A 24,144-nucleotide genomic window follows, 5' to 3' on the forward strand; every position below is an offset into this window, starting at 1 on the left:
GAAAAGAGCGTATGCTTAAGAGAATGAGGTGTTCCATGAAAGACAAACGATTTTCTACGTATCCTATAAGCGCGGAAATCAAGCGCGCATTGACTTCTTTACAGTATATAAACCCGACAGCTATACAGCAGAAAGTGATTCCGTTGGTCATAAGAAATGAAAATCAAGATTATGTTGTGCAATCCCAAACAGGTAGTGGAAAGACCGCTGCATATGGAATTCCACTATGCGATAAAATTGATTGGGACGAGAACAAAGTCCATTCATTGATTCTAACACCAACGAGAGAACTTGCCGTTCAAGTAAAAGAGGATCTAACAGCTATCGGTCGATTTAAACGACTTCAAGTAAAAGAAATTTTTGGGAAGCAGTCGTTTGAAAAACAAAAGTGGAGTTTAAAGCAAAAAACCCATGTTGTAGTTGGAACCCCTGGGCGTATCCTCGATCACTTGCAAAAAGGGACGCTGGATGTATCAAAACTACAGTATCTCGTTATCGATGAAGCGGACGAGCTGTTTAATCGTGGTTTTCTTGATCAACTAGAGGGAATTATTCAATTTTTACCAGAAACGCGAACAAACCTGCTGTTTTCAGCAACCTTTCCAGATGCATTGCAGCAGTTAATAGAACGAGCATTAAGTGAACCACACTTTCTTGTAAATGAAGAGAAAGAAGTGACTCCGGCCATTCACCATGCAGTTGTTGAGTCGACTAAACCGATGGACATACTGATACGCCATGTGCTTAGCGCTGAACGACCGGATCATGCACTAATCTTTTGTGAGACACAAAGAGACGTTGATCAACTTTATCGTACGTTACATACTTCTATTCCTGCTTTGGCAAAACTTCATGGTGGGATGAGGCAAGAAAAACGACTACAGGCTATGTCTCAATTTAAAGCAGGTTCGTGTCGTTATTTAATCTCAACCAATTTATCGGCTCGCGGAATTGATGTACATGGATTAGACCTTGTCATACATGCAAGTTTTCCACAAACGGTTGAAGACTATATTCACCGAACAGGCAGAACTGGAAGAAACGGCGCTATAGGTAAATCCATTTTATTAATGAAACCTGTGGAAAAGGAAGCTCGTCTATTACTTGAAGAAGAGCTTGGTTTTTCATTTGTTGAACAAGTGAAGCCGATTGTCTCCGTGGAACAGCAATTGAGTTTTTACCAAGAGAAAAAGAACGTTCACGTTTCGACGAATAAGAAGCGGATTGACGAAGGGATTACAAAACTTTATTTAAATGGTGGAAAACAAAAGAAGATTCGTCCTGGAGACATTGTTGGTACCATCACCTCTATACCAAACGTAGATGCTAACGATATTGGTGTTATAAGCGTTGAACAAACAGCAAGCTTTGTTGATATTCTAAATAATAAAGGGACTTATGTTCTTGAGCATTTACGGACAGCAACGGTGAAGGGGAAGAAGTTAAAAGTCCATCGGGCGAAAAAGGAATAGCGGGGGCTTAGATGATTCAATACAAGACAGGCAATCTAACAGTGTTCCAAAGTGCACTATATAAGACAAACGCAGCGATTGTGGAAACGAATGATGCCATTATCATGACAGATCCCAACTGGTTACCGACTGAAGTGGATCAAATAAAGGATTATCTTAAACTCAATTTTGGAAACAAACCACTCTATATTATTTATACTCATAGTGATTTTGACCATATTATTGGTGCTGGAGCATTCCCAGAAGCAAAAGGAGTAGCGACTAGTCAATTTGTCACCAACCCAGAAAAAGAAGCCATTTTAGAAAAAATAATAGCGTTTGATCAAACGTATTATTTAAACCGGAGCTACAAACCTACCTATCCTACTATTGAAGTTGTGGTAACACATAATAAACAACAGCTACGATTAGGTTCACAAACAATAACATTTTATCACGCCCCTGGTCATACAGATGATTCTCTTTTTACCGTTATTGAACCAGAAGGGATCTTTCTTTCTGGAGATTACTTGTCTGATGTTGAGTTTCCCTTTATATTTAGTAGCTACCAAGACTACCTGCAAACAATGGTGTTAGCTGAAACCATTTTAAATCAGCATACGATAGCTATTCATGTACCTGGGCATGGTTCAGTTACTTGCAAAAAAGAGGAACTTGATAAAAGATTGCGTTCCTCTAATAGATATTTAGCTCAGCTGACTAAAGACGATAAAGAGTTTGAAATGACTTTACGTCAAGAATATTTATTTTTTGAAGGTATGAAACACATTCATGCTATGAATAGACAAATGGCCAAAAAGGAAGAATAAGTCTCTTATATGAGTTTCATTTTAAGTAGAAAAAAAGACCAAATCAGGTGCTGCACCCCAAATGTTAGAGAGAAATCTAACGACTGGGGTGTTTTTTCTATGGCAAAATATAGTGACGAATTTAAACGAAGAATCGTTGAAGAATACCATCAAGGATCTTTAGGGTATAAACTGCTGGCAAAGAAGCATGGGATCCCCTCGAAATCTGTTATCCTTCGTTGGGTCAGCGCTTATCGTACTTTGGGTCCAAACGGACTTACTCGAAAACAAACACAAACCGTTTATCCTGTTCATTTCAAAAAAGATGTATTAAACTTTATGAAGCATACAGGAGCTTCTCTCCAAGAAGCAGCGAATCAGTTTGGGATCAATAATCCATCCCTGATTGTCAGTTGGAGACTCTCTTTTGAGAGACTTGGGTTGGAAGGACTGGAACACAAACCGAAAGGACGACCATCCATGTCTAAAAACTCCCATAAGAAACAATTAAATAAAGAGAACAGCCAAACGAGAGAACAAAAATTAGAGCGTGAAAATGAGCTTCTCCGTTTGGAGATTGCCTATTTAAAAAAGTTGAAAGCTTTTCGAGAGGATCCGGAAGGATCTCTCGAAAAGCACAAACAGCGCTGGCATTCGAGCTCAATGAAGAATTCCGATTAAAGGATGTATTGATTCGAGTCGATCTTCCAGAAGCAACGTATTACTATCACTTGAAACGACTTGAGAATGAAGATCCAGACAAGGCTCTAAAGAAAGACATTCAACTGATATTTGAGCAACACGATGGAAACTATGGGTATCGTCGGATTCATCTACAATTACGGTCAAATGGGTACATCATCAATCACAAAAAGGTTCAACGACTAATGAACGAACTTGGTTTAAAGTCAGAAAAATTCATGCGAAAATCACGCTACAAATCGTACAAAGGAACAACGGGTAAAGTGGCAGAGAATCGGTTAAATCGACGATTTAACACGCCTGTACATCTACAAAAACTAACAACGGATGTCACCGAATTTAAGTGCACAGATGGAGAGAAACTCTATTTTAGTCCGATCATGGATTTAAGTAATGGCGAGGTTATCTCAAGTAGCATGTCCAAACGACCAACACTCGAATTTGTGCTTGCATCCCTTGAAAAAGCGATCCCTATCATTAAGAAAGATGCTCCCTATCGGACTACACTCCATTCTGATCAAGGGTGGCACTATCAGCACAATCGATGGGTAAAAACATTAAAGAAACACAGAATGTTTCAGAGTATGTCTAGGAAAGCGACTTGCGCAGATAACGCTTCAATGGAGAACTTCTTCGGGATTATGAAGCAAGAGATGTATTATGGAGAAGATCTTTTACCTTACGGAGAGTTGAAGCAAAGAATTGAGGCATACATAGCTTACTACAATAACGATCGAATAAAACTAAAACTGGCTGGTTTAAGCCCGGTACAATACCGCACTCAAGCCAGCCAGTCAGCTTCATAATAAAACTTTAACTTTTTGGGGTCACTACCATCAATGGTCTTTTTTTTCATTAAGCTCAAGAGCATGTGAAACGGCTTTTTCAGCATGGAGTTGTGTCGAATCAAATAATGGAAGTGCACAATCGTTTTGATTAATCAGTAGTGGTATTTCGGTACAACCAAGTATCACACCTTCTGCGCCTTTTGCGGCAAGCTGATCAATAACAGATAAGTAGTAATGCTTAGAATTTGGACAAATTGTTCCAACGCATAGTTCGTTAAAAATAATATCGTGGACCTTTTTACGGTCGTCTTCATTTGGAACTATTAGTTCAATACCATGCCGAGCCATTCGTTCACGGTAAAAAGGTTTTTCCATTGTGAACTGTGTACCTACTAAACCAATTGATTTCAAATCCTGTGCTTTAATGGCTTCTGCTAGTGCATCAACAATATGAATAACAGGAAGACTCGTCGCAGCTTCTACTTCGTCAGCCATTAAATGCATGGTATTTGTACAAATAACAAGCATGTCGGCTCCACCTGCTTTTAATTTATTCCCTGCTTCAATCATTCGCTCAGTCGCTTCTGCCCATTCTCCAGCTTTTTGTAAATTAACGATCTCTTGAAAGTCAAAGGAATACAATAAGCATTTTGCAGAATGAAGCCCGCCGTATGTTTTTTTTACATATTGATTAATATATTGATAGTAAGAAACCGAAGATTCCCAACTCAAGCCCCCAATTAAACCGATTGTTTTCATCAGTCGTACGCTCCTTTTTATTCATCTTAATCAAAGCGTACCATGATATACTGGACCAATGAAGATCCACATCTAGCTTAGTTTAATAGTACCAGAAGGAGAATGCCATGCTTTGGTTTGCATTAGCACGAAACGAAGAACAGACACTAGCTGTTCAAATTGAAGAGGAATTAAGAAAAAGAATATTGGCTAGTCAACTGCGTGAAAATGAAAAGCTACCATCGTCACGAGAATTAGCACATTCATTAGGTGTATCACGTAATACAGTAAATGAAGCATATGAGCAACTGCTAATGGAAGGCTATATATACCGTATTCCTCGGTCAGGAACGTACGTATCTAAAGGGCTTGCATTTAAAAAAGAGCGAAGACACATACCACAGTTTGAAAAACAAATTCATCAGTCGGAAGGAACAATGATTGACTTTAAAGCGAGTCAGCCAGCCCTCGATTATTTCCCAAGACAAGCGTGGGCAAATACGTACAAACAGGTATGTCTTACAGCAGATGAAACGGTATTTGGTTATCAGTCTGCACTTGGCCATGTCCAACTCCGAGAGGCGATTGCTAACTACCTCGGGCGCTTAAGAGGTGTAGAAGCACTACCTGATCAAATTGTTATTACAACAGGAGCTACACAGGCACTTTCATTTTTAACAAAATTGCTACAGCCAGTTGGAGAAAAGGTTTGTGTGGAAGACCCGGTTACAGAGGAAATGCGAAGCATTTTCACAGAAGCTGGTGCCCAGATTGAACCGATTCAAACAGATGAATACGGAATTAAACCAGTTCAACTTCCGAAAAATCATAAACCACGATTTGTTTTCACCATTCCATCGCATCAATTTCCCCTTGGCGCGATATTACCAGTTAAGAGAAGAATTGAGTTAGTTGAATATGCACGAAAAATGGAAACCTATATTATTGAAGATGATTATGATAGTGAATTTATTTATGAAGGCACACCTGTTCAAGCGATGCAATCCCTTGATACAGAGCATGTTATCTATTTAGGCACCTTTAGCAAGATCTTATCGCCAAGTTTGCGTATTGGTTATATGGTTTTACCATTTCACTTAGTAGAATCTGCAAGAAAGCAAAAGTGGTTTACGGATCGTCACACGTCTTCATTAGAACAAGTAGCATTAGCCACTTTTATTCAGGAGGGGTTATTTGAAAAGCATATTAGACGAATGAAAAAGCTGTATGCTAAAAGAAGAAAGGTCCTTGTAGAGGCTATTAACGCCACCTTTTCACAATGCGATATTTTAGGTCAAGCAGCGGGGATGCACTTAGTCGTTCGCTTTAATGATCGCAAACGAATTCAGGCGGATGATTTAGTAAAACACCAAGTGAATGCCATCATAGTAGACGATTTTTCCATCAAAAAAGGTCACCATTTAAACGAGCTAGTGCTAGGGTATGGTCATTTACATGAAGAAGACATACAAGAAGGTATTAAGCGATTAAAAAAAGCACTTACTTCATGTAATACCGAATAAGGAGGGATCGGTTGGTAACGAGGAGCTTTCCACCTAACGTAAAAGCGCTCGTTAAAAACAACCATCTGTCTAAGAAAATTGTAGAACAAGTCCTATTTCTTAAAATGGTGGTCGATTCCGTTGTTTAAAAATTTGATCCATCTATTGAATAAAATACTTGACAATCTAAACCCGAGTAAATATATTAGGATTATTGGATAATTGACTGACTCGTCAATCAAGAGAAAGGATTAGACATGAATACGACTGAAAATCAACAAGTATTAATGGATGCAGCTTTGCCATTGCTGGCACAAAAAGGGTTTCATAAAACAAAGGTATCGGACATTGTTAAAGAAGCCGGTGTTGCTCAGGGGACATTCTATTGGCATTTTAAGAATAAAGAAGCGATTGTTCTACACATTTTAAAAGAAGGGGAACGCTATTTATTAAACGTCATTTATTCTGGTTACCGAAAACAAGTCGGAACGTTAAGCGACATGACAGCTTCCTCACAAGATTTAATGATAACGCTATTCACGTATGCAAAATCAAATAAGGATTATATGCAATTGCTTTTAAAAACGGGGCAAGATAGTGATGAAAAGATTCGTAGCCAAATTGCGTCTACGCTACAAGCGATAGAGCAAGCATTTGCGAGCAACATTGCCCGTGCTCAAGAACTACATATGCTTCCTACCACTTATTCTAACCAGACGTTAGCTGCAATGCTTGCTAGCTTAGTGTTCGGTACAATTGAGCGCTGGCTTTTTCATGAAGGTGATGCGGTTACGACATTAACTGCAGAAGAGGTAGCACAACAAATCGTTTCATTTGAATTTTTCGGACTACGAGGGTTTCCGTCGTCTCATTCTCATTAAGGGAGGTGAATGAATGTCATTATTAAAGAAAGTATTTCTGCAAGTCATCCCAAGCTTACTCATTTTAACCTTTATTATTTTTTGTCTTGTTTATGTTGCCGGTGATCCTGTTTCTATGATGCTCCCTGAAAATGCAACTGCCGCTGATCGCGAAGCGTTAAGAGAATCACTCGGATTAAACCAACCTTTTCTTACTCAATACATCGGTTTTTTAGGGGATTTACTTAGAGGTGATTTTGGCATGTCGCTTCAATACCAGCAGCCAGCTAGTGACTTAGTGTTTAGCCGTTTAATAGCAACACTTACACTTTCCTTTATTGCAATGGTCATTGCCATTTTGATTTCAATTCCCCTTGGTATTTATGCAGCATTAAAGCGAAATACGGTGTTAGATTTTCTGATTTCTGGGGTTTCTATAGTCGGAAAAGCTATGCCAAACTTTTGGATTGGCATCATGCTTATATTATTTTTTGCTGTTCTGTTTCCAATTTTTCCTGTATCAGGAGCCGCATCTCCTTTGCATTTTGTATTGCCTGCCTTTACGTTAGGCATTGCACTTGCAGCAGAAATGACCCGGTTAACTCGTGCAAGTGTACTTGAAGTAATTGAACAAGAATATGTTCAAACTGCTCGAGCAAAAGGACAAAAAGAAAGGATTGTTATTGGAAAACATGTCTTTCTTAACGCACTTATTCCGGTAGTGACGATCATCGGTTTGCAATTCCCTCAGTTAATAGGAGGAGCCATAGTAGTCGAAACGGTTTTTTCTTGGCCTGGTATTGGGCGTTTATTGCTTACAGCAATGGAAAACAGCGACATGGCTGTTATTCAAGCGATTGTTTTTGTCATAGCACTCATTACGATTGTGATCAATTTACTTACAGATTTACTATACCGGGTGCTTGATCCCCGTATTAAATATAACTAGGAGCGATGAATATGGCAGCTTTAACAAAAACAAATGACACAATCCGCCGTCGCTTCTTACTTTCTATCTCGCCACTTGGTCTACTGGGTTTACTAATAATAGGTTCTATTGTCTTATTAGCGGTGTTTGCGCCTTGGATTGCGCCTTATGATCCGGCGCAAATTACAGCGACGTCGCGCTTAATTCCACCTTCTTGGATGGAGAATGGATCCAGTGCACATTTACTTGGTACAGATCATTTAGGTAGAGACATGTTTAGCCGTCTCATTTTTGGGGCGAGAGTTTCTCTTTTAGTTGGTGTTATCTCTGTTATGATTGCTGCTCTAATTGGGTTATCCCTTGGACTGGTTTCTGGTTATTTCGGGGGCTGGATTGACGCATTAACGATGCGAATAGTAGACGCAATGTTAGCCATACCAACGCTTTTGCTTGTTCTTGTTGCGATGGTCATGCTTGATGCAAATTTAATTACCCTCATACTCGTTATCGGATTGACGAGCTGGGTGAATTATACGCGAGTCGTTCGTGGAGACGTTCTTGCAGTGAAGGCAAGGGAATATGTACAAGCAGCTCAAACACTTGGTGCGAGTAGTATGTACATTATTCGCAAACACATATTGCCGAACGTTCTTTCATCTTTCACCGTTATCGCTACAATCGGTGTCGGTACAGCTATTTTAACTGAATCGTCATTAAGTTTTCTTGGTTTTGGTGTACAGCCACCAGGTATTACGTGGGGAAGTATGCTTAACGATGGACGAAATTACATCGCCACAAGCTGGTGGATTGCTACATTTCCAGGTATTGCCATTACGATAACGGTTCTTGCTTTCACATTTGTTGGTGATTGGCTCCGTGATTATCTTGATCCACGCTTGAAAAAAGGAGGGGATGATAATGAAGCCGCGTGACCCTTTGCTTTCCGTAACAAATCTATCGACTTCTTTTCGCGCAGGAAAACGAGAAACAACTGTCGTGAAAGACATTTCTTTCCATGTGAACCCTGGTGAAGTCGTTGCGATAGTTGGCGAATCAGGGAGTGGTAAAAGTGTAACCTCTTTATCCATTATGGGGTTATTGAGAAAAAACGCTACAGTAAGCGGCTCTATTTTGTATAACGGTCAAGAGCTAAATGCATTATCTTCGAAGGAAAGACGGTTGCTACGTGGGACCGAAATGTCGATGATTTTTCAAGAGCCAATGTCTTCATTAAATCCTATGTTACGTATTCAGTCTCAAATTGGGGAAGTTTTAACCATTCACTACCCATCGATATCAAAAGCGAAAATAAAAGAAAAAACGATCGATTTATTAACACAAGTAGATATTCCCAACCCAATAGAAACAGCAAGGCGCTTTCCTCATCAGCTGTCAGGTGGCATGCGTCAACGAGTTATGATCGCGATTGCATTAGCATGTGATCCTAAATTGCTTATAGCAGACGAGCCGACAACAGCACTTGACGTAACAACACAAGCACAAATTTTATCGTTAATAAAACGATTGAATGAACAAAATGGCACAGGAGTTGTATTTGTCACCCACGATTTAAGTGTGGTAGCGACAATGGCTGATCGTGTTCTCGTGATGTATGCGGGCAGAATTGTTGAAGAAGCAACGGTACATGAGTTATTTGATCGACCGAAGCATCCATATACAATTGGATTAATGGAAGCCATGCCGACCCTTGATACAAAAAATGAGCGATTACATGCCATTCAAGGGAATCCGCCTAACATTGTAAACCTGCCAATCGGTTGTTCGTTTCACCCACGATGCCCGTGGGCCACAGAAGCATGTATAGAAGCCGTACCTGATTTAGAAGAAAAAGCGGCGACTCATTACGTGCGTTGTATTCACGTGAAGAAGGAGGGGATTGAATGACGGAACCGTTATTAAAAGTGGACCAACTGAGCAAGACGTTTTCAATTAGCAGTAAACGTCAGAATGGAACGATTCAAGCCGTTCATGACGTCAGCTTTAGCTTGTTTAAAGGTGAAACGCTTGGGATTGTTGGTGAGTCAGGTTCTGGTAAATCAACGATTGCAAAAATGATTTTGCAACTTCTTCACCCAACGAGCGGTTCTATTTATTATCAAGGAAAAGAGATTAGCACGTTATCAAAACGAGAACGAAAACAGATGAAAGCCAACGTCCAGGCTGTTTTTCAAGACCCGTATGCCTCCCTTAACCCTAGGATGAAAGCAAAGGAAATTGTGACAGAACCATTAACCATTCACCAGGGGCTAGCGAATAAAGATCGTACCGAACGTGCTCTCGGTTTACTTGAAGAAGTTGGTCTTGGTAGCCAGCATTTAAATCGCTATCCTCATGAATTTAGCGGTGGTCAGCGACAAAGGCTAAGTATAGCTAGAGCCATAGCGTTAAAGCCGGATGTCATTGTATGCGATGAGGCGGTTTCTGCTTTAGATGTTTCAACGCAAGCACAAATAGTAAATTTATTAAAAGAATTACAGAAAAACCATGGACTTTCCTACCTTTTTATTGCCCATGGTTTGGCTGTTGTCAACCATATTAGTGATCGAGTTGCCATTATGAAAAGTGGTGAGCTTATAGAAATTGGGCAAACTGAACAAATATTCCATGAACCAACTGAAGCCTATACGAAATTGTTACTACAAGCTGTGCCACCGTCGCACCCAAAAGATCGACACAAAACACTACTATCGGAGGTTAATACAAAATGAAAAAAGTGATTCTATCAAGTACCTTGTTATCTATTCTTGCGTTGTCTGCATGTGGTTTTGATGATCCTGATAATGGAAACACTTCAGAAACAAATGAAGAAGCCAACGGTTATGAACTGATAACGATTGCAAATCCAGCAGATATAACAACATTTGATCCGCATAACAATAGTGTTATTACAACATCGGCTGTATTAGTTAATCTTTACAGCAAACTTGTACAAAGAGATGAGTCAGGTGATATCGTTCCAGATTTAGCAACAGAGTGGACGCCAATTGATGAAACAACATGGGAATTTGTTCTTCGTGATGATGTGACATTTCATAACGGTGATGCTTTCACTGCTAATGACGTTGCTTTTTCACTTGAACGCGTTGCAAATGACACTTCGCTCCAGCAGCATTCAACGTTTAACCAGATTGAAACGGTTGAGGTTGTAGACGAATATACAGTGAGAATAACAACAGCGGAGCCTGATCCTCAGCTACTTAATCGCCTTTCTGTTCCAGCTGCAAGTATCTTACCGAAAGACTATTTTGAAGAGGTTGGGGCAGAAAGCTTTTTCCAATCGCCAGTAGGAACAGGTCCATTTCAATACGAAAGTTGGCAGCAAGATGAAGCTGTCGAATTAAGCAAGTATGCTGATTACTTTGAAGGGGAACCAAACTGGGAGCGTGTTCGTTTTAGCGTTGTGCCAGAAGATTCTACTCGAGTGTCAGAGCTTTTAACAAATGGGGTTGATATTGCTTTCAACATTCCTACAGCTGATATGGATCGAATTGATAATAATGAAGGGACCCATGTAGCCCTTGAGCCAATTCAACGGGTTATTCAACTCTGGCTGTCAAATGAAGAAGGAGAGCCTACTTCTGATCCTGCTGTAAGAGAAGCAATCGATTTAGCCATTGAAAATCAAGTCATCATTGATGAAATCTTAAATGGAAGTGCAACAGCAACTCGTACTCATATTACACCAGGAAATGTTGGGGCAGATGAATCTTTATACGATACGTATGAATATGATCCAGATCGAGCAATAGAACTATTAGAAGAGGCTGGCTACGATGATGGTGTTACCATTAACTTGTCTGTCAATAACTACTATACAGAAATGGCTGAAGTGGTGGGGGGCATGCTTTCCGATGTCGGCATTACCGCGAACATAGAACTAATTGAACAAAGTCAATTCGCAAACCGCTTGTTTAATCAAGAATTAGATGAGGCGATCTTTGTGGGCTGGGGAAATGATATGTTTGATGGTAGCGTACTGGAATTTTTTAAAGATGGTGGTGTTGCTCCCTACACAAACCCAGACATTGATGAATTGTTAGAAGAGGCTGCTTATAATATGAATGAAGCTGAGCGTACTGAACAGTATCAGGAAGTACAACAATTATTAGCTGAGGATCGTGGAGCGGTTTATTTATTCCAACTTCAAGGGCGTTATGGTGTCAATGACCGGTTAGACTATACACCGAGGCTAGACGAGTTATATGATGTGAACGATATTGAATTAACGGAATAGAAGGGACGAAATGAAATGACGTTACCCGCCATATCTCAATGGAATGCGTTTATGATTGAAACACTCCGTGCGAATGGAATGAAAAATGAAAAGCTTCTAGAACTTCTTAAACACGAAGACACGGAAGGGTTAAATGAATTCGACCAAACCTTTGACTATCATGACCTTGTTGAATATGCTACTGAAAACGCTACGCAGATAGAAGAAGCTATTCAAACGGGCTATAAAATTAAATTTGCCTCTAACTTTGGAATCAAACGCTTGCTTAGATTAAAGTATGGGTTAGAAGAAGGTACGGACTACAAAATGACAGAATCGCGTTTTGACGATATTCTCTTAAGTCAAGAACAACTACAGGAATTTACATCAATGCTTTCACCTAATTGGACTATTGTGAGCGAACAAACGAAAGACACGACCGTTCGGATTCACATCCTCCATGCGACACTGGTCAATTAAAGAATAAACAAGACGAAAAGGCTTTAGTATTTACAAATCTAAGCCACCCTAATTGTGCATAACGATTCAGGGTGGCTTTTTACTCATTTTTTTATGTCCATTTGCGCATGACTATTTCAATAGGACCACGACGAAATCGTAAGCGCCAGTAAGTAGAAAAAAGAATGCTTGCTGCGAAAAAGACACAAGCGTAAAGAACGGTAAAGGAAAGAGGCTGGCTTTCAAACCCATTAAAGAGAACGACTTTATCAAAGATCAGCAGAAGTCCAATGCCGATGACCACATGACTTACATAATGAGTTAACGTTAGTTGCCCAGTAAAAATAAGTGAACGAATAAACCAATTGTCAGCATAGACTTCAGCTATATATAAGGATAAAACAATGATGACAAGTGCTGTAGCTATGTTTGAAAGTAAATAAAAGAGATTTGGAGGGATGGGGCCAGTTGCAAATAGAAATGTTGCGCTCGTCACGTCAAGTAAGGTATCTGTTGTGAAAGAAATAAGTAGACGAGACAATAGTTCGGAAATAATAAACAAAGTCGTGCTGTAAAGCAGTATCTTATTTCTTATTTTGTTGTCACGTAAGTTTAATCTTCCGATTAACAAACCAATCATTAAGAAGCAGATCCATGGAAAAACGGGATGGTAGCCATTTAGAAATAAATTCCTTAGAAACCCACTTAACGTCCAAAAATCGAGATAGGCTAGAAATGGATGATCAGGATGCCATCCGTTCATGTAATTGAAAAAAATTTGATAAAACTGAGCAATACCTGCAAAAACAATTGAAATCGTGATAATGGTTTTTGGTGATGAGAAAAGAATAAGTACAGTGAATGCCATATATACACCGTAATAATGCAAGATGTCTCCGTCCCATCCAAGTGTGTATAAAAGCATGCCAACTATATATAAGAAAAGAGAACGTTTCACTAAAGAAATCTTATTATTTTTACGTAACTGTAGATCTGAAGTGACTCGAGCTTTTTTTGTCATAAGAGAGATGCCGATGCCTGCTAATGTGACAAAGGTTGCTGCTGCACGGCCTTCGACTAAATTTGTCATGGACACTAAAAGGAAGTGTCCATTCCCTTGTGCACCTGTAACAACGATAAAATTCATAATAAGCATGCCGAACATCGCGAATGATCGAGCTAAGTCTAGTCCGTCTAATCGTGTATGACGACTATTGCTCATTCTATTCAATACCTCTTAATGTATTATCTACAGCTTCTTTCCAAATTTTTTTATAGTCTAGTTCCATACCAGTTAAGATGAAATTTGTGATGTTATCAAAAAGTAAAGCAAGTACTTGTGATTTAATTAAAATCGCCTCATCCTTAATAGCATTAATCTGGACTGCATGTTTGAGTGCATCATAAAAGGTATTGAAAAAATAGTGTTGAATACGAACAAGTTGATCTGCATAATAAGCGTCACGTGAAGCAAGCAAAATGTAATGATTAAACAATTGATTAAATGATCGCTCTTTTTCTTGCCGATCTATCGCCTTTTCTCCAATATCGTACATCAGCTCTTTAACATTTTGAGCAGTCATGTTTTCTACCTTGATTAACGTAACGGATTGAATATCTTTTACGAGTGTGTCAAACAACGTTTTAATTAGTTCATCCTTCGATTTAAAATAATAGTATATTGCTGGCTTCGAAATGCCTACCTCTGTGGCAATATTGGTCAAGCTCGTTTGATCAAAGCCTTTTTTTGAGAACATCTTAAAAGCAGTCTCCATAATATCTTGATACGTTTGTTCTTTATTACCCATAAAAAGCCCTCCTCTATTATTTACCTACCGGTAAGTAAATAATAGAGGAGGTATGCTTTTTTTGCAAGCGTTTTTTTAAATTTATTATTTTATCATCAGAAAAAAGAGAAAAACGGACTAAAATTGGGCTAATGGCGTTCCACTTAAACCAGATTTTCATAAAGATAGATGAAAAAGGTTTTTCAAGGAGATTGGTATGATGAAGTATAAATTCTCAAGATACAATTTTGGCAACCCTTGTTCGAACATTCAATATTTCATGCGAACAGCCACAAACGGCGGTGATGGTAACTTAATTGGTCCAACAGGACCTACTGGGCCTACTGGACCATCAGGTGGAATAACCGGTATCACCGGACCAACTGGTCCGACAGGGCCTACTGGACCAGGAAGTGGTATCACTGGACCTACAGGGCCAACAGGATTAGATGGTGTCACTGGTGCTACAGGAGCGACTGGATTAGACGGTGTTACTGGTGCAACAGGAGCGACTGGGTTAACTGGCGTCACTGGTGCTACAGGAGCAACAGGATTAGACGGTGTTACTGGACCTACAGGAGCAACAGGATTAGACGGTGTTACTGGCGCAACAGGAGCGACTGGATTAGCTGGCGTCACCGGGCCTACTGGAGCTACAGGATTAGACGGTGTCACTGGTGCTACAGGAGCAACAGGTTTAGACGGTGTCACTGGTGCTACAGGAGCAACAGGATTAGACGGTGTTACTGGCGCAACAGGAGCGACTGGATTAGACGGTGTTACTGGCGCAACAGGAGCGACTGGATTAGCTGGCGTCACGGGGTCTACAGGAGCAACTGGGTTAGACGGTGTCACTGGTGCTACAGGGGCAACAGGATTAGACGGTGTTACTGGCGCAACAGGAGTAACTGGGTTAACTGGCGTGACTGGACCTACAGGAGCAACTGGGTTAGACGGTGTCACTGGTGCTACAGGAGCAACAGGATTAGACGGTGTTACTGGCGCAACAGGAGCGACTGGATTAGCTGGCGTCACGGGGCCTACAGGAGCAACAGGATTAGATGGTGTAACTGGTGCTACAGGGGCAACAGGATTAACTGGCGTGACTGGACCTACAGGAGCGACAGGTTTAGATGGTGTAGGTGCAATCATTCCATTTGCATCTGGATTACCAACGGCATTAACAACAATCGCAGGTGGCTTAGTCGGTACAACGAGTTTAGTTGGATTTGGAAACTCTGTTACGGGGTTAAGTTTAATTGGGGGTAATACCATTGATTTAACTGGAGCTGCAGGCACATTATTAAACTTTGCATTTTTAGTACCACGAGACGGTGTGATTACCTCTTTATCAGCATTATTTAGTACTACTGCTGCTTTAACACTAATTGGCACAACCGTTACAATAACAGCGCAAGTCTTTCGTTCGGCTGGGCCGGCAGCAACAAATACCCTTACAGCAATACCGGGAGCCTCTGTTACTCTAGCGCCAGCGTTAACGGGTACGTTAGCGATTGGAGCGATTTCAACAGGGAATGCAACTGGTTTATCTATCCCAGTAACGACAGGAGACCGTTTATTAATCGTCTTTTCGGCTACTGCGGCCGGAGTTACGTTATTGAATACTGTAGCAGGGTATGCGAGTGCAGGCTTGTCTATAAATTAAATAAAAAAGAGAAAAGGAGAAATGTTTCTGAAACATTTCTCCTTTTCTTTTATGTTTCCATTGCATCTGCCTTTGTAGGCTGAACCGTTCCAAAGGGATGATGGGGAGGTGCATAGATTGAATACAATTTAAGTGGAACAGGACCTGTATTAATGACATTATGCCACGTGTTAGCAGGAACCATAATAGCACTATCAGCGGATACACCAGATTCAAAATGAAGGTGGTTTGGGTTACTCCCCATTTGAACAAGACCTTGACCTTGTTCAATTCGTAAAAATTGATCTGTATCTGGATGAATTTCGAGGCCGATATCATCACCTACATTTATACTCATTAATGTCACCTGTAAATGCTCTCCCGTCCAAAGAGCTGTTCGATAATACTGATTTTGCTTAGCGGCGTCTGATATATTTACTGTAAAAGGGGAGTTTCCGAAGTCTGTCCTTGTTTGATACGAATATGAAGGCATGCCCATCCTATAAGGTTGATGAAAATGAGGCAAGCGTGAAGATCTATGATGGTTATACATAATTTATCGTCTCCTTATTTTAATTTCTTTTATACTATGAAGTAGGCTAATGGAATGTTCAAATTAGCCTATAAATGGAAGTCCACAATCGGCAGTTTAAGACTTACTTGAATTTCAGTAGATGTTGTAGCAGTAATCCTTCATAATAAATAAATATCTTTAAATAAACATGAAATGAGAAAGGGAGGAAATTTAAAGTGGGATATGAGCAGGAGCTACGAAAAGCTGGACGAGCGTTTATGAAAGCGCAGGGAGTCGATCAGATTCTTCATGTTTTGACTAATGCAGTAGCAACGGTTATTCAAGATACAGATATGGTATTAATTTATACGTACGATAAAAAAAGTCATGTCTTACGTTTGAAGAGCAGTATAGGAAATCATTCACCACAGCTTTATCAAGTAGCCTTTTCTCCTGGAGAGTCGATAACTGGTTCAGTGTACAACGAACAAACACCGGTACTTTTCCTGAAACCAACAGAAGTAGAGCGAGCCATGTCAAACATCTCAGATGTTAATAGAAAATATTATCTTGAAGGCGTTGCTTATCAGACCGTTTACAGCTCTATGAGCATACCCATTGTTCTTCATGGAGAGTGTTTTGCCACATTAACAGTCAATCGTTGTCAATCGTTGTCTTCATTTACCTTACAAGATCTATACCTTGTATCCGAGTTGCTAGAGTATGCGCTTATTGCCTTAGAAAAAGAAGAAGAATTTGAACATCATAAACGTAAGCTTCATACGTACACGGTGAAACAAGAGGCAAAAAATTATTTTTATCAAGTTCTTCACGAAGGTGGGAATCTAGAGAAAATTGTACGGCGTTTATCTCGTTTACTACAAGATCGTTCCGTACTTTATAATGAAACTGCAATGGAGGGATATGTCTCATTTCCAATAAAAAGCTACCATTCTCATAGAGGCTGGCTATTAATGAAACAGCAGCCCACAGTTGAGGAGCTTTATTATATTGAAGAAGCTGCTAAAGCTATTGGAATCCTTATGACCTATGAGGATAAACATTTGACGACGAAACTCGCAAAAAATGAAGACCGGTTCAAACATTTTTTAGAGACGAATGATTATGCTGAAGATTTTTGGGAAATGACATCTGTTACTTTGGTAACGTGTGTCGTTTGGAAAAAGCAAGAACGAAATTTGTATTCCCAGCATCAAACTATTCAATCATCTGTATCGACTTTCTCTAAACAGTGGAAACTGATTTCGTATGACCAATGTTGGGTTCTCTTTTTAGAAAAAGAGCAAACGGTTCCAGATGCATTAGGTAAGCTGATAAAAGGTGACAGTGACAGTTTAGGAATTAGTCGTGTTGCACCGATCATGCTTTATAAACAACTTTTTCAAGAAGCGATGAATGCGTGGAAATTAGCGGGAAAGGGAGAAATAAAGTGTTACCCGTTACTCGGTCTAAATAGACTTTTAACACAAATAGAAGGGACCCACAAACGATCGTTTGTCTGCGATCATCTTGGAACGTTACATGACTACCCTATATTAATGGAGACGTTGGAGATGTTTATTTATCACAATCGAAACCGAAAAGAGACAGCAGATGCTTTGTTCATTCATCCAAATACGTTATACCAACGATTTAAGAAAATCGAAGATCTTACTTATAAATCCATTGACGTTGAAGAGGATTGGTTAGATCTAGTTGTTGCATTGAAATTATGTAAATTGCGAGAATAAACCGTTGTAGATGATAAATGATTATACTTGTTTCTGCAATGTGAACGTTCCTATAGATCCGTATCTTTTTTTGTGACGATCTCTATACATCTTATTTAATTTGAATATTACGATAAGTGTATGTTTAATTAGGAGGTTGTGAAACGAATATGGCAGATACATATCATAATTACATAGGAGGAAAATGGATTCCTTCAGAAAGTGAAAAACCCTTTGCAAGTATCAATCCTGGAAACACAGACGACATTCTTGGCTACTTTCCCGATTCTACTGTAAATGATACCCGCGTTGCGATTAAAGTAGCGGAAGAAACGTTCCCTTATTGGCGTTCGATTACACCAATACAGCGCGCTGATGTTCTCTATCGACTTATACGCTTACTAGAAGATGAGAAAAAAGACGTAGCCCTTTTAATTTCAAAAGAAGTAGGTAAGACGATACACGCAGGTGAAAAAGAAGTAGATGCTACAATTCAAGCTTTAAAACATTTTAGCGGTGCTGCGAATCGCCTAGCAGGAGAAACTCTTCCTTCTATTGATCCGGATTATTTCACCTATACTCTTAAAGAACCATTGGGTGCAGTAGGAGTCATTACGCCTTTCAATTTTCCATTAGGTATAGGTGTCTATAAAATTGCACCGGCTATGCTTGCAGGGAATACAGTGGTTTACAAGCCGCCAAATGATACGGCGCGTATTGCCGCTAAGCTAGTTGAGCTATTTGAACGAGCAGGTATGCCAGCGGGAGTATTAAACGTAGTCTTTGGTGATGGGAATATTGTTGGTAAAGAAATGGGCGAAAACACTTCATTAAAAGCAATTTCGTTTACAGGCTCCACAGCAGTTGGACTAAAACTTGGACAAACTGTATCAGCACGTGGCGGAAAAATGCAAGCTGAACTTGGTGGGAAGAATGCAACGATCCTCCTAGAAGATGCCGATCTTGATGAAGCCATTAAAGGCATTATCATTAGTGGTATGTATAACAACGGCCAAAGCTGTACAGGAACAAGCCGAGTAATCGTGCTAGAGGAGATTGCAGAAGTCGTGTTACAAAAGCTTAAAGCAGCCGCTCAAGCAGTGCGTGTTGGATATGGACAAGAGGAAGGAATTGATAATGGTGCCGTTGCCAATGAAAAACAACTGCAAACCTATTTGCACTATATTCAGAGTGCGAAAGAAGCAGGGGCGAGGATCGAATGTGGCGGTAAACGACTCACTGAAAATGGGCTTGATAAAGGATATTTTGTAGCGCCTACTGTTGTCAGTCACGTAACAAGTGATATGGCGATTGCTCAAGAAGAAATATTCGGCCCTGTAGTGGCTGTCATGATTGTTCAAACGTATGAAGAAGCCATTCAACTTGCGAATAATACATCATTTGGTTTATCTTCATCCATCTATACAAATGATTTAGCGAAAGCTCAAGCATTTATTAAACAAATTGAAGTTGGGGTTGTTCATGTAAACATACCATCAAATTATTATGAAAATCAACTTCCTTTTGGCGGAAAGAAACAGTCCAGTATTGGTTTGCGTGAACAAGGTAGTACAGCTCTTGATTTTTGGTTAGACACAAAAGCAGTTTATATGAAACCTTAAGGGAGGAAGAACATGACAGCTATTGGAATGATTGGTTGTGGTGCAATGGGTGCTGGTATGGTGAAAAACTTGCTAGCAGCTAATTATACAGTTTATGTAAGTGACCCAATGTGTAAGGCCCAAAAGGAGTTAGAATCGTTAGGTGCTCACTTTGTTTCGAGTACAAAGGCATTTGCAGCAGATGTTCGTGCGGTTTTTCTTTCACTACCAACGCCAAAGCTTCTTGTTGATAGTTTAAGTGGAAAAGACGGACTTTTTGCTCATCTTTCCTCAGACACTTTTGTATTTGATGTAGGGACGTCGGACACGGATACAGCGAAAAACCTACAGCAAGAAGCAAGTGCGTATGGCGTTCATTTTCTTGATTGTCCAGTTAGTGGTGGACCAGCTGGAGCTCAAGCTGGCACATTGACGGTGATGGTCGGTGGAAAGAAAGAAGCCTATGAAGCTGCTTTGCCCTATTTAAAAGTAATCGGTGAAGAGATTCGTTATATAGGTTCATCTGGAGCAGGTCAGACGGTTAAGCTTTGCAATAATATGATTGTTGCAGGCATGATTAGCTTGCTTAGTGAAACAATGGTTGTAGCAGAGGGGCAAGGGGTAGAAGCCTCAACATTATTTTCTGTATTAGAGGCAAGTTCAGGACATTCCCGTGCTATGGAAGTGTTTGGTGAGAACTTAAAAGACGAATCCTTTGATAACGTCTTATTCTCGTTGGCACACATGGCGAAAGATCTTGAACTTTACATGAAACTATCGAATCAATCGACTACCCCACAGCCTGTATCTTCAATTGTAAGTCAGCTTTATCGCCTGGCATTGCAACAAAAAAAAGCTTCATTGGATTCAACTGCTGTTTATTCACTTATTGCAAACGAAGTAAGGAGGTAGGTTGATTGGCCATGATGGACCTTATTAAAGATTGGCGACTTCACCTATTAGTGCTAGGAGTCGTCCTTATTGCAGAAACTATTGGTACCATTCGTATCGAGATCGGTCCTGGTGTTATTATGCTACTCCCTATGTTGTTTGCTATTGTAATAGGTTTACTTCTTTTCTTCACACCTCTAGTGAAAGAAAAACAATCCAAACATGCTGAACCAATTATTACGTTAAGTGTAACCCTGCTTATAGCAAAAATTGGTGTAACGATTGGACCTGGTCTAGCAGATTTAATTGCCGCAGGTCCAGCCCTATTGCTACAAGAGGTGGGAAATTTCGGTACTATTTTTTTAGCTCTGCCAATCGCAGTATTACTGTTTAATATGAAGCGGGAAGCCATTGGCATGACCCACTCTGTTGGTCGAGAGCCGAATCTTGGGTTAATCTATGACAAATACGGATTTGAATCACCTGAAGGAAAAGGAGTAACCACAGTTTATATCTTTGGGACAGTATTTGGTGCCATGTTTTATGGGTTAATTGCTGGTTTTTTAGCAAGCTTTACGCCTCTTCACCCACTAAGCCTCGCGATGGCGGCTGGCGTTGGAAGTGGAAGTATGATGGCAGCTGCTGTTGGATCGCTTGTTGGTCTTTACCCGGAACTAGAACCACAAATTGTTGCCTTTGCTGGAGCCAGTAATTTACTAACTTATTCTACAGGCTTATTTGTCAGTATGTTTATCGCATTACCAATGACCGAGAAACTTTATACAGTCTTCAGAAAATGGAAAGGCGGAGAGGGAAAAGAATGAAAAATCTGCATGAATACTTTCTTTTAATGTTTGTAGTTGGCTCGGTCGCTTACGTCGGTAATGTCATCGGAGACGGAATGGTTTCGCTACAATCTATGGCAGGCATGCTTATTTTAATTGTTATTGCAGGGCTTGGGCAATTATTAAATAAGCTTATCCCGATTAACGTTCCCAGTGTGGTGTATGTCATTGCTATTGGAATCATTGCATCACTACCTCAAACGCCTTGGGGAGAAAGTGTTAGTGCCTTCACAAACGAAATTAATTTGCTTTCCATTGCTACACCGATTTTAGCCTATGCTGGAATTGCAATCGGTCGTTCATGGACAGACTTCGTTTCCATGGGGTGGAGAGCCATGATCGTTTCAACTTGTGTGTTATTTGGAACGTTGATTGGTTCTGCCGTGATCGCACAAATAGTACTAACCTTTCAAGGGATTATTTAGTAACTCTACATTGCCACAATAAAAAATGAACAAAGCTTGTGAACTTCATGTTGACAAGCTTTTTAGCTCTTCAATAAATCAGAATATTTATATTGACAGATAATTCATTATGTATTATGGTTTTCATATAAAGAAAATATGTTTTCACTATTTGAAAAGAGTGTGGACGATGCAGTATCAAAACAAAAGTTTAGGTAAGGCATTTGATATTATTGAATCGCTTTGTGAAGAGCCGCAAACAGCAACTGAATTAGCTAGAGGGCTAGGGCTTAACCAAACCACGTTACACAGGTTTTTAGTTACATTACTTGAAAGTGGTATAGTTGAAAAGTTGCCTACTAATAAGTATCGAATGTCTTATAAGTTTATTGATTTAGGAAAAATGGCCGAAAATCATTACGACCTTGTTGGTGATTCACGTCCTTTTTTGGAAGCGCTTGCGAAGGAATCAGGCGAGAGTGTGCTAATCTCGACTTTCCACAATTTTTCTGTATCCTACTTATCGAAAGTAGAAAGCTCGCAGACCGTTCGAATCGTATTAGGTCCTGGAGATCGAGTGCCTTCTTATACGGTTGCTTCAGGCAAACTATTTTTAGCACATTTAAATGAATCGCTTCTAGAAACGTATCTACGTACAGTGCAGCTTGAGAAAAAGACGAATAACACGATTACAGAAAAACAACCATTACTCGACGAGTTAGCGTTAATTAGGAAGCAAGGGTATGCCATTGATAATCAAGAATATTTGATTGGTTTAAAGGGGATGGCAGCACCCATTTATGATTCGTCAGGTACGGTGGTAGCTGCATTAAGTGTTGCAGGTGTAGAAATGCGGTTAGATCCCGAGAAGACCGAAGCAACCATTAATCAATTAGTCAATTATGCAAAAAAAATATCATACACACTTGGTTGGAGTGATTAGATGTCCAACCAATACGTGACAGTGGAGGATGACAAGCATGGCGGCATTGTTAGGAAAAGTTGCAATCATTACAGGTGCATCGAGAGGAATTGGAGCGGCTTCTGCCATCGCACTTGCAAAAGAAGGTGCTCATGTTGTATTAGTGGATCTATTAAATTGTGAGGAGACAGCAGAAACAGTAAAGCAGCTTCAAGAAAGTAGCAAAAGTGAAGTGATGAGTGTAAGTCTTGATGTGAAAAATGGTGAAATGATTGAACAATTAATGAAAGACGTTTATGATCGGTTTGGATCAATTGATGTCGTTGTCAATAATGCAGGTACATGCTCAAGATTAGACCTTGAACAGATGACAGAGGAGATGTGGGATCGAGACATTAATACCAATTTACGTGGAACGTTCCTTATGTCAAAAGCAGCTATTTATCCTTATATGAAAAGGCAAGGCTACGGAAAAATTATTAATGTCAGTTCTATTTCAGGTATTATGGGTGGCCCTTTGTCCTATAACAATGGAAAAAAATCTGCCCGATCTGGTCCTGCTTATGCTGCTTCTAAAGGCGGAGTCATCGCGTTAACAAAATGGATTGCGAAAGAAGTCGGTGAACTTGGCATTACATGTAATAGTATTGCACCAGGACCAATCAAAACCGAAATTACAAAGGATCTTGATTATCCTTTAAGTAATCAAGTCATTAATCGTATGGGAAACCCAGAGGATATTGCCGGTGCCGTAGTATACTTTGCTTCTTCATATTCAGATTATGTCACAGGAGAAGTTCTAAAAGTTTGTGGAGGTTCTGCTATTGGCTAACAATAGGGGGAGGATACACGTATGAGTAGTCAAGTAACGATGAACAATCAAGTCGTATATGGATCATTAGATGTTGCAGAAGATTTAATGGACGGCATCCTTGCCATTTGTAAAGAAAAACACATTCATTCAGGAATGGTTACGTGTATTGGTTCCTTAGATACAACTGGATTTACTGTCTTTAAAGTAAATGAAAAAAATAAACCAGACGGTTATGCGGAACCTTTCATGATTGATGAGCCTGTCGAGTTAATCCAAGCGACTGGATTTATTTGTCAAGATGAGAGCGGCGAGCTTGATATGCATTTACACGGTATTGTCGAGCGTATGGATGGAAGTATTCATGCTGGTCATTTTTTAAGAGGCTTTAATAAAGTTTGTATAACTGTCGAATTTACAATCATCTACTCACATGATGTAACAGCCGTACGTAAATACAATGCTGCTTTAAATTATAAAACCATCTCATTTACTTCTAAATCTACATAAGGGAGGCGCTTTT

25 protein-coding genes are annotated in these 24,144 nt (G+C 39.8%); 21 read left to right on the top strand and 4 right to left on the bottom strand.

The window, feature by feature from the left end:
• Nucleotides 1–35 precede the first annotated feature (35 nt).
• The 4 genes from BK583_RS10575 (at nt 36) to BK583_RS10590 (ending at nt 3,768) form a co-directional block, all read left to right on the top strand.
• Nucleotides 36–1,472 carry a DEAD/DEAH box helicase gene (locus BK583_RS10575; protein ID WP_055737707.1) on the top strand — a complete coding sequence of 479 codons (1,437 nt, stop codon included), beginning with the start codon at nt 36–38 and terminating at the stop codon, nt 1,470–1,472.
• Between the two features lie 11 nt (nt 1,473–1,483).
• Nucleotides 1,484–2,281, top strand: a complete 798-nt coding sequence (locus BK583_RS10580) for an MBL fold metallo-hydrolase (protein ID WP_055737708.1) — start codon at nt 1,484–1,486, stop codon at nt 2,279–2,281.
• A gap of 99 nt (nt 2,282–2,380) precedes the next feature.
• Nucleotides 2,381–2,941: a helix-turn-helix domain-containing protein gene (locus BK583_RS10585; RefSeq protein ID WP_055736938.1), complete on the top strand. Its 561-nt coding sequence runs from the start codon at nt 2,381–2,383 to the stop codon at nt 2,939–2,941.
• Nucleotides 2,884–3,768, top strand: a complete 885-nt coding sequence (locus tag BK583_RS10590) for an IS3 family transposase (protein ID WP_139366183.1) — start codon at nt 2,884–2,886, stop codon at nt 3,766–3,768. The genes BK583_RS10585 and BK583_RS10590 overlap by 58 nt, the downstream gene beginning before the upstream one ends.
• A gap of 30 nt (nt 3,769–3,798) precedes the next feature.
• Here the strand turns inward: BK583_RS10590 and BK583_RS10595 are convergent, their stop codons facing one another.
• On the bottom strand, nt 3,799–4,509 hold the full coding sequence (locus tag BK583_RS10595) for an aspartate/glutamate racemase family protein (RefSeq protein WP_055737204.1): 711 nt from the start codon (nt 4,507–4,509) through the stop codon (nt 3,799–3,801).
• A gap of 107 nt (nt 4,510–4,616) precedes the next feature.
• On the opposite strand from BK583_RS10595, the gene pdxR reads away from it, so the two are divergent.
• From pdxR to BK583_RS10635, 8 genes are all read left to right on the top strand, one after another.
• On the top strand, nt 4,617–6,011 hold the full coding sequence (gene pdxR, locus BK583_RS10600; protein WP_055737203.1) for a MocR-like pyridoxine biosynthesis transcription factor PdxR: 1,395 nt from the start codon (nt 4,617–4,619) through the stop codon (nt 6,009–6,011).
• 236 nt (nt 6,012–6,247) lie between these two features.
• Nucleotides 6,248–6,871 (top strand): TetR/AcrR family transcriptional regulator, encoded by a 624-nt coding sequence (locus tag BK583_RS10605; RefSeq protein ID WP_038479968.1) that lies wholly within the window; start codon nt 6,248–6,250, stop codon nt 6,869–6,871.
• 13 nt (nt 6,872–6,884) lie between these two features.
• Entirely contained in the window at nt 6,885–7,799 is a 915-nt protein-coding gene (locus tag BK583_RS10610) for an ABC transporter permease (RefSeq protein WP_038479965.1), read from the top strand.
• An 11-nt stretch (nt 7,800–7,810) separates the two neighbouring features.
• Nucleotides 7,811–8,710, top strand: coding sequence for an ABC transporter permease (locus BK583_RS10615; protein ID WP_038479962.1), 900 nt, complete (start codon nt 7,811–7,813; stop codon nt 8,708–8,710).
• The gene (locus BK583_RS10620) at nt 8,697–9,683 is read left to right on the top strand and encodes an ABC transporter ATP-binding protein (RefSeq protein WP_055737202.1); all 987 of its coding nucleotides are present in this window, start codon (nt 8,697–8,699) and stop codon (nt 9,681–9,683) included. Before BK583_RS10615 ends, BK583_RS10620 begins: the two co-directional genes overlap by 14 nt.
• Nucleotides 9,680–10,507 carry an ATP-binding cassette domain-containing protein gene (locus BK583_RS10625; RefSeq protein WP_055737201.1) on the top strand — a complete coding sequence of 276 codons (828 nt, stop codon included), beginning with the start codon at nt 9,680–9,682 and terminating at the stop codon, nt 10,505–10,507. The genes BK583_RS10620 and BK583_RS10625 overlap by 4 nt, the downstream gene beginning before the upstream one ends.
• Nucleotides 10,504–12,033, top strand: coding sequence for an ABC transporter substrate-binding protein (locus BK583_RS10630; RefSeq protein ID WP_055737200.1), 1,530 nt, complete (start codon nt 10,504–10,506; stop codon nt 12,031–12,033). The genes BK583_RS10625 and BK583_RS10630 overlap by 4 nt, the downstream gene beginning before the upstream one ends.
• A 15-nt stretch (nt 12,034–12,048) precedes the next feature.
• A complete protein-coding gene (locus tag BK583_RS10635; protein ID WP_038479953.1) occupies nt 12,049–12,492 on the top strand; it encodes a hypothetical protein in 444 nt (147 codons plus the stop codon).
• 91 nt (nt 12,493–12,583) lie between these two features.
• On the opposite strand, the gene BK583_RS10640 is transcribed toward BK583_RS10635, so the two are convergent.
• Together BK583_RS10640 and BK583_RS10645 are read right to left on the bottom strand one after the other, a co-directional pair.
• The gene (locus BK583_RS10640) at nt 12,584–13,693 is read right to left on the bottom strand and encodes a DUF418 domain-containing protein (protein ID WP_055737199.1); all 1,110 of its coding nucleotides are present in this window, start codon (nt 13,691–13,693) and stop codon (nt 12,584–12,586) included.
• 1 nt (nt 13,694) lies between these two features.
• Nucleotides 13,695–14,279 carry a TetR/AcrR family transcriptional regulator gene (locus BK583_RS10645; RefSeq protein WP_055737198.1) on the bottom strand — a complete coding sequence of 195 codons (585 nt, stop codon included), beginning with the start codon at nt 14,277–14,279 and terminating at the stop codon, nt 13,695–13,697.
• 196 nt (nt 14,280–14,475) lie between these two features.
• Between BK583_RS10645 and BK583_RS21285 the strand changes: the two genes are divergently transcribed.
• Nucleotides 14,476–15,924, top strand: a complete 1,449-nt coding sequence (locus BK583_RS21285; protein ID WP_078440120.1) for an exosporium glycoprotein BclB-related protein — start codon at nt 14,476–14,478, stop codon at nt 15,922–15,924.
• Between the two features lie 49 nt (nt 15,925–15,973).
• On the opposite strand, the gene BK583_RS10655 is transcribed toward BK583_RS21285, so the two are convergent.
• Nucleotides 15,974–16,402: a cupin domain-containing protein gene (locus BK583_RS10655; RefSeq protein WP_241741995.1), complete on the bottom strand. Its 429-nt coding sequence runs from the start codon at nt 16,400–16,402 to the stop codon at nt 15,974–15,976.
• Between the two features lie 251 nt (nt 16,403–16,653).
• Between BK583_RS10655 and BK583_RS10660 the strand changes: the two genes are divergently transcribed.
• The 8 genes from BK583_RS10660 to BK583_RS10695 all read left to right on the top strand — a co-directional run bounded on the left by BK583_RS10660 (nt 16,654) and on the right by BK583_RS10695 (nt 24,131).
• Nucleotides 16,654–18,168, top strand: coding sequence for a helix-turn-helix domain-containing protein (locus tag BK583_RS10660; protein ID WP_078440122.1), 1,515 nt, complete (start codon nt 16,654–16,656; stop codon nt 18,166–18,168).
• A 149-nt stretch (nt 18,169–18,317) separates the two neighbouring features.
• Nucleotides 18,318–19,769, top strand: coding sequence for an aldehyde dehydrogenase family protein (locus tag BK583_RS10665; protein WP_078440123.1), 1,452 nt, complete (start codon nt 18,318–18,320; stop codon nt 19,767–19,769).
• 12 nt (nt 19,770–19,781) lie between these two features.
• On the top strand, nt 19,782–20,660 hold the full coding sequence (locus BK583_RS10670; RefSeq protein WP_078440124.1) for an NAD(P)-dependent oxidoreductase: 879 nt from the start codon (nt 19,782–19,784) through the stop codon (nt 20,658–20,660).
• 11 nt (nt 20,661–20,671) lie between these two features.
• On the top strand, nt 20,672–21,463 hold the full coding sequence (locus BK583_RS10675; RefSeq protein ID WP_038485650.1) for a DUF3100 domain-containing protein: 792 nt from the start codon (nt 20,672–20,674) through the stop codon (nt 21,461–21,463).
• Nucleotides 21,460–21,909, top strand: coding sequence for a hypothetical protein (locus BK583_RS10680; RefSeq protein ID WP_078440125.1), 450 nt, complete (start codon nt 21,460–21,462; stop codon nt 21,907–21,909). Before BK583_RS10675 ends, BK583_RS10680 begins: the two co-directional genes overlap by 4 nt.
• A 169-nt stretch (nt 21,910–22,078) precedes the next feature.
• Nucleotides 22,079–22,831: an IclR family transcriptional regulator gene (locus tag BK583_RS10685; RefSeq protein WP_169836824.1), complete on the top strand. Its 753-nt coding sequence runs from the start codon at nt 22,079–22,081 to the stop codon at nt 22,829–22,831.
• A gap of 37 nt (nt 22,832–22,868) precedes the next feature.
• Nucleotides 22,869–23,642, top strand: coding sequence for an SDR family NAD(P)-dependent oxidoreductase (locus tag BK583_RS10690; RefSeq protein WP_078440127.1), 774 nt, complete (start codon nt 22,869–22,871; stop codon nt 23,640–23,642).
• A gap of 21 nt (nt 23,643–23,663) precedes the next feature.
• Complete coding sequence (locus BK583_RS10695; protein ID WP_078440128.1) at nt 23,664–24,131, top strand: PPC domain-containing DNA-binding protein; 468 nt, start codon at nt 23,664–23,666, stop codon at nt 24,129–24,131.
• Nucleotides 24,132–24,144: the final 13 nt, after the last annotated feature.

The organism is Shouchella oshimensis, assembly GCF_002019765.1.
In the GTDB taxonomy this organism is placed as follows: domain Bacteria; phylum Bacillota; class Bacilli; order Bacillales; family Bacillaceae_D; genus Shouchella; species Shouchella oshimensis.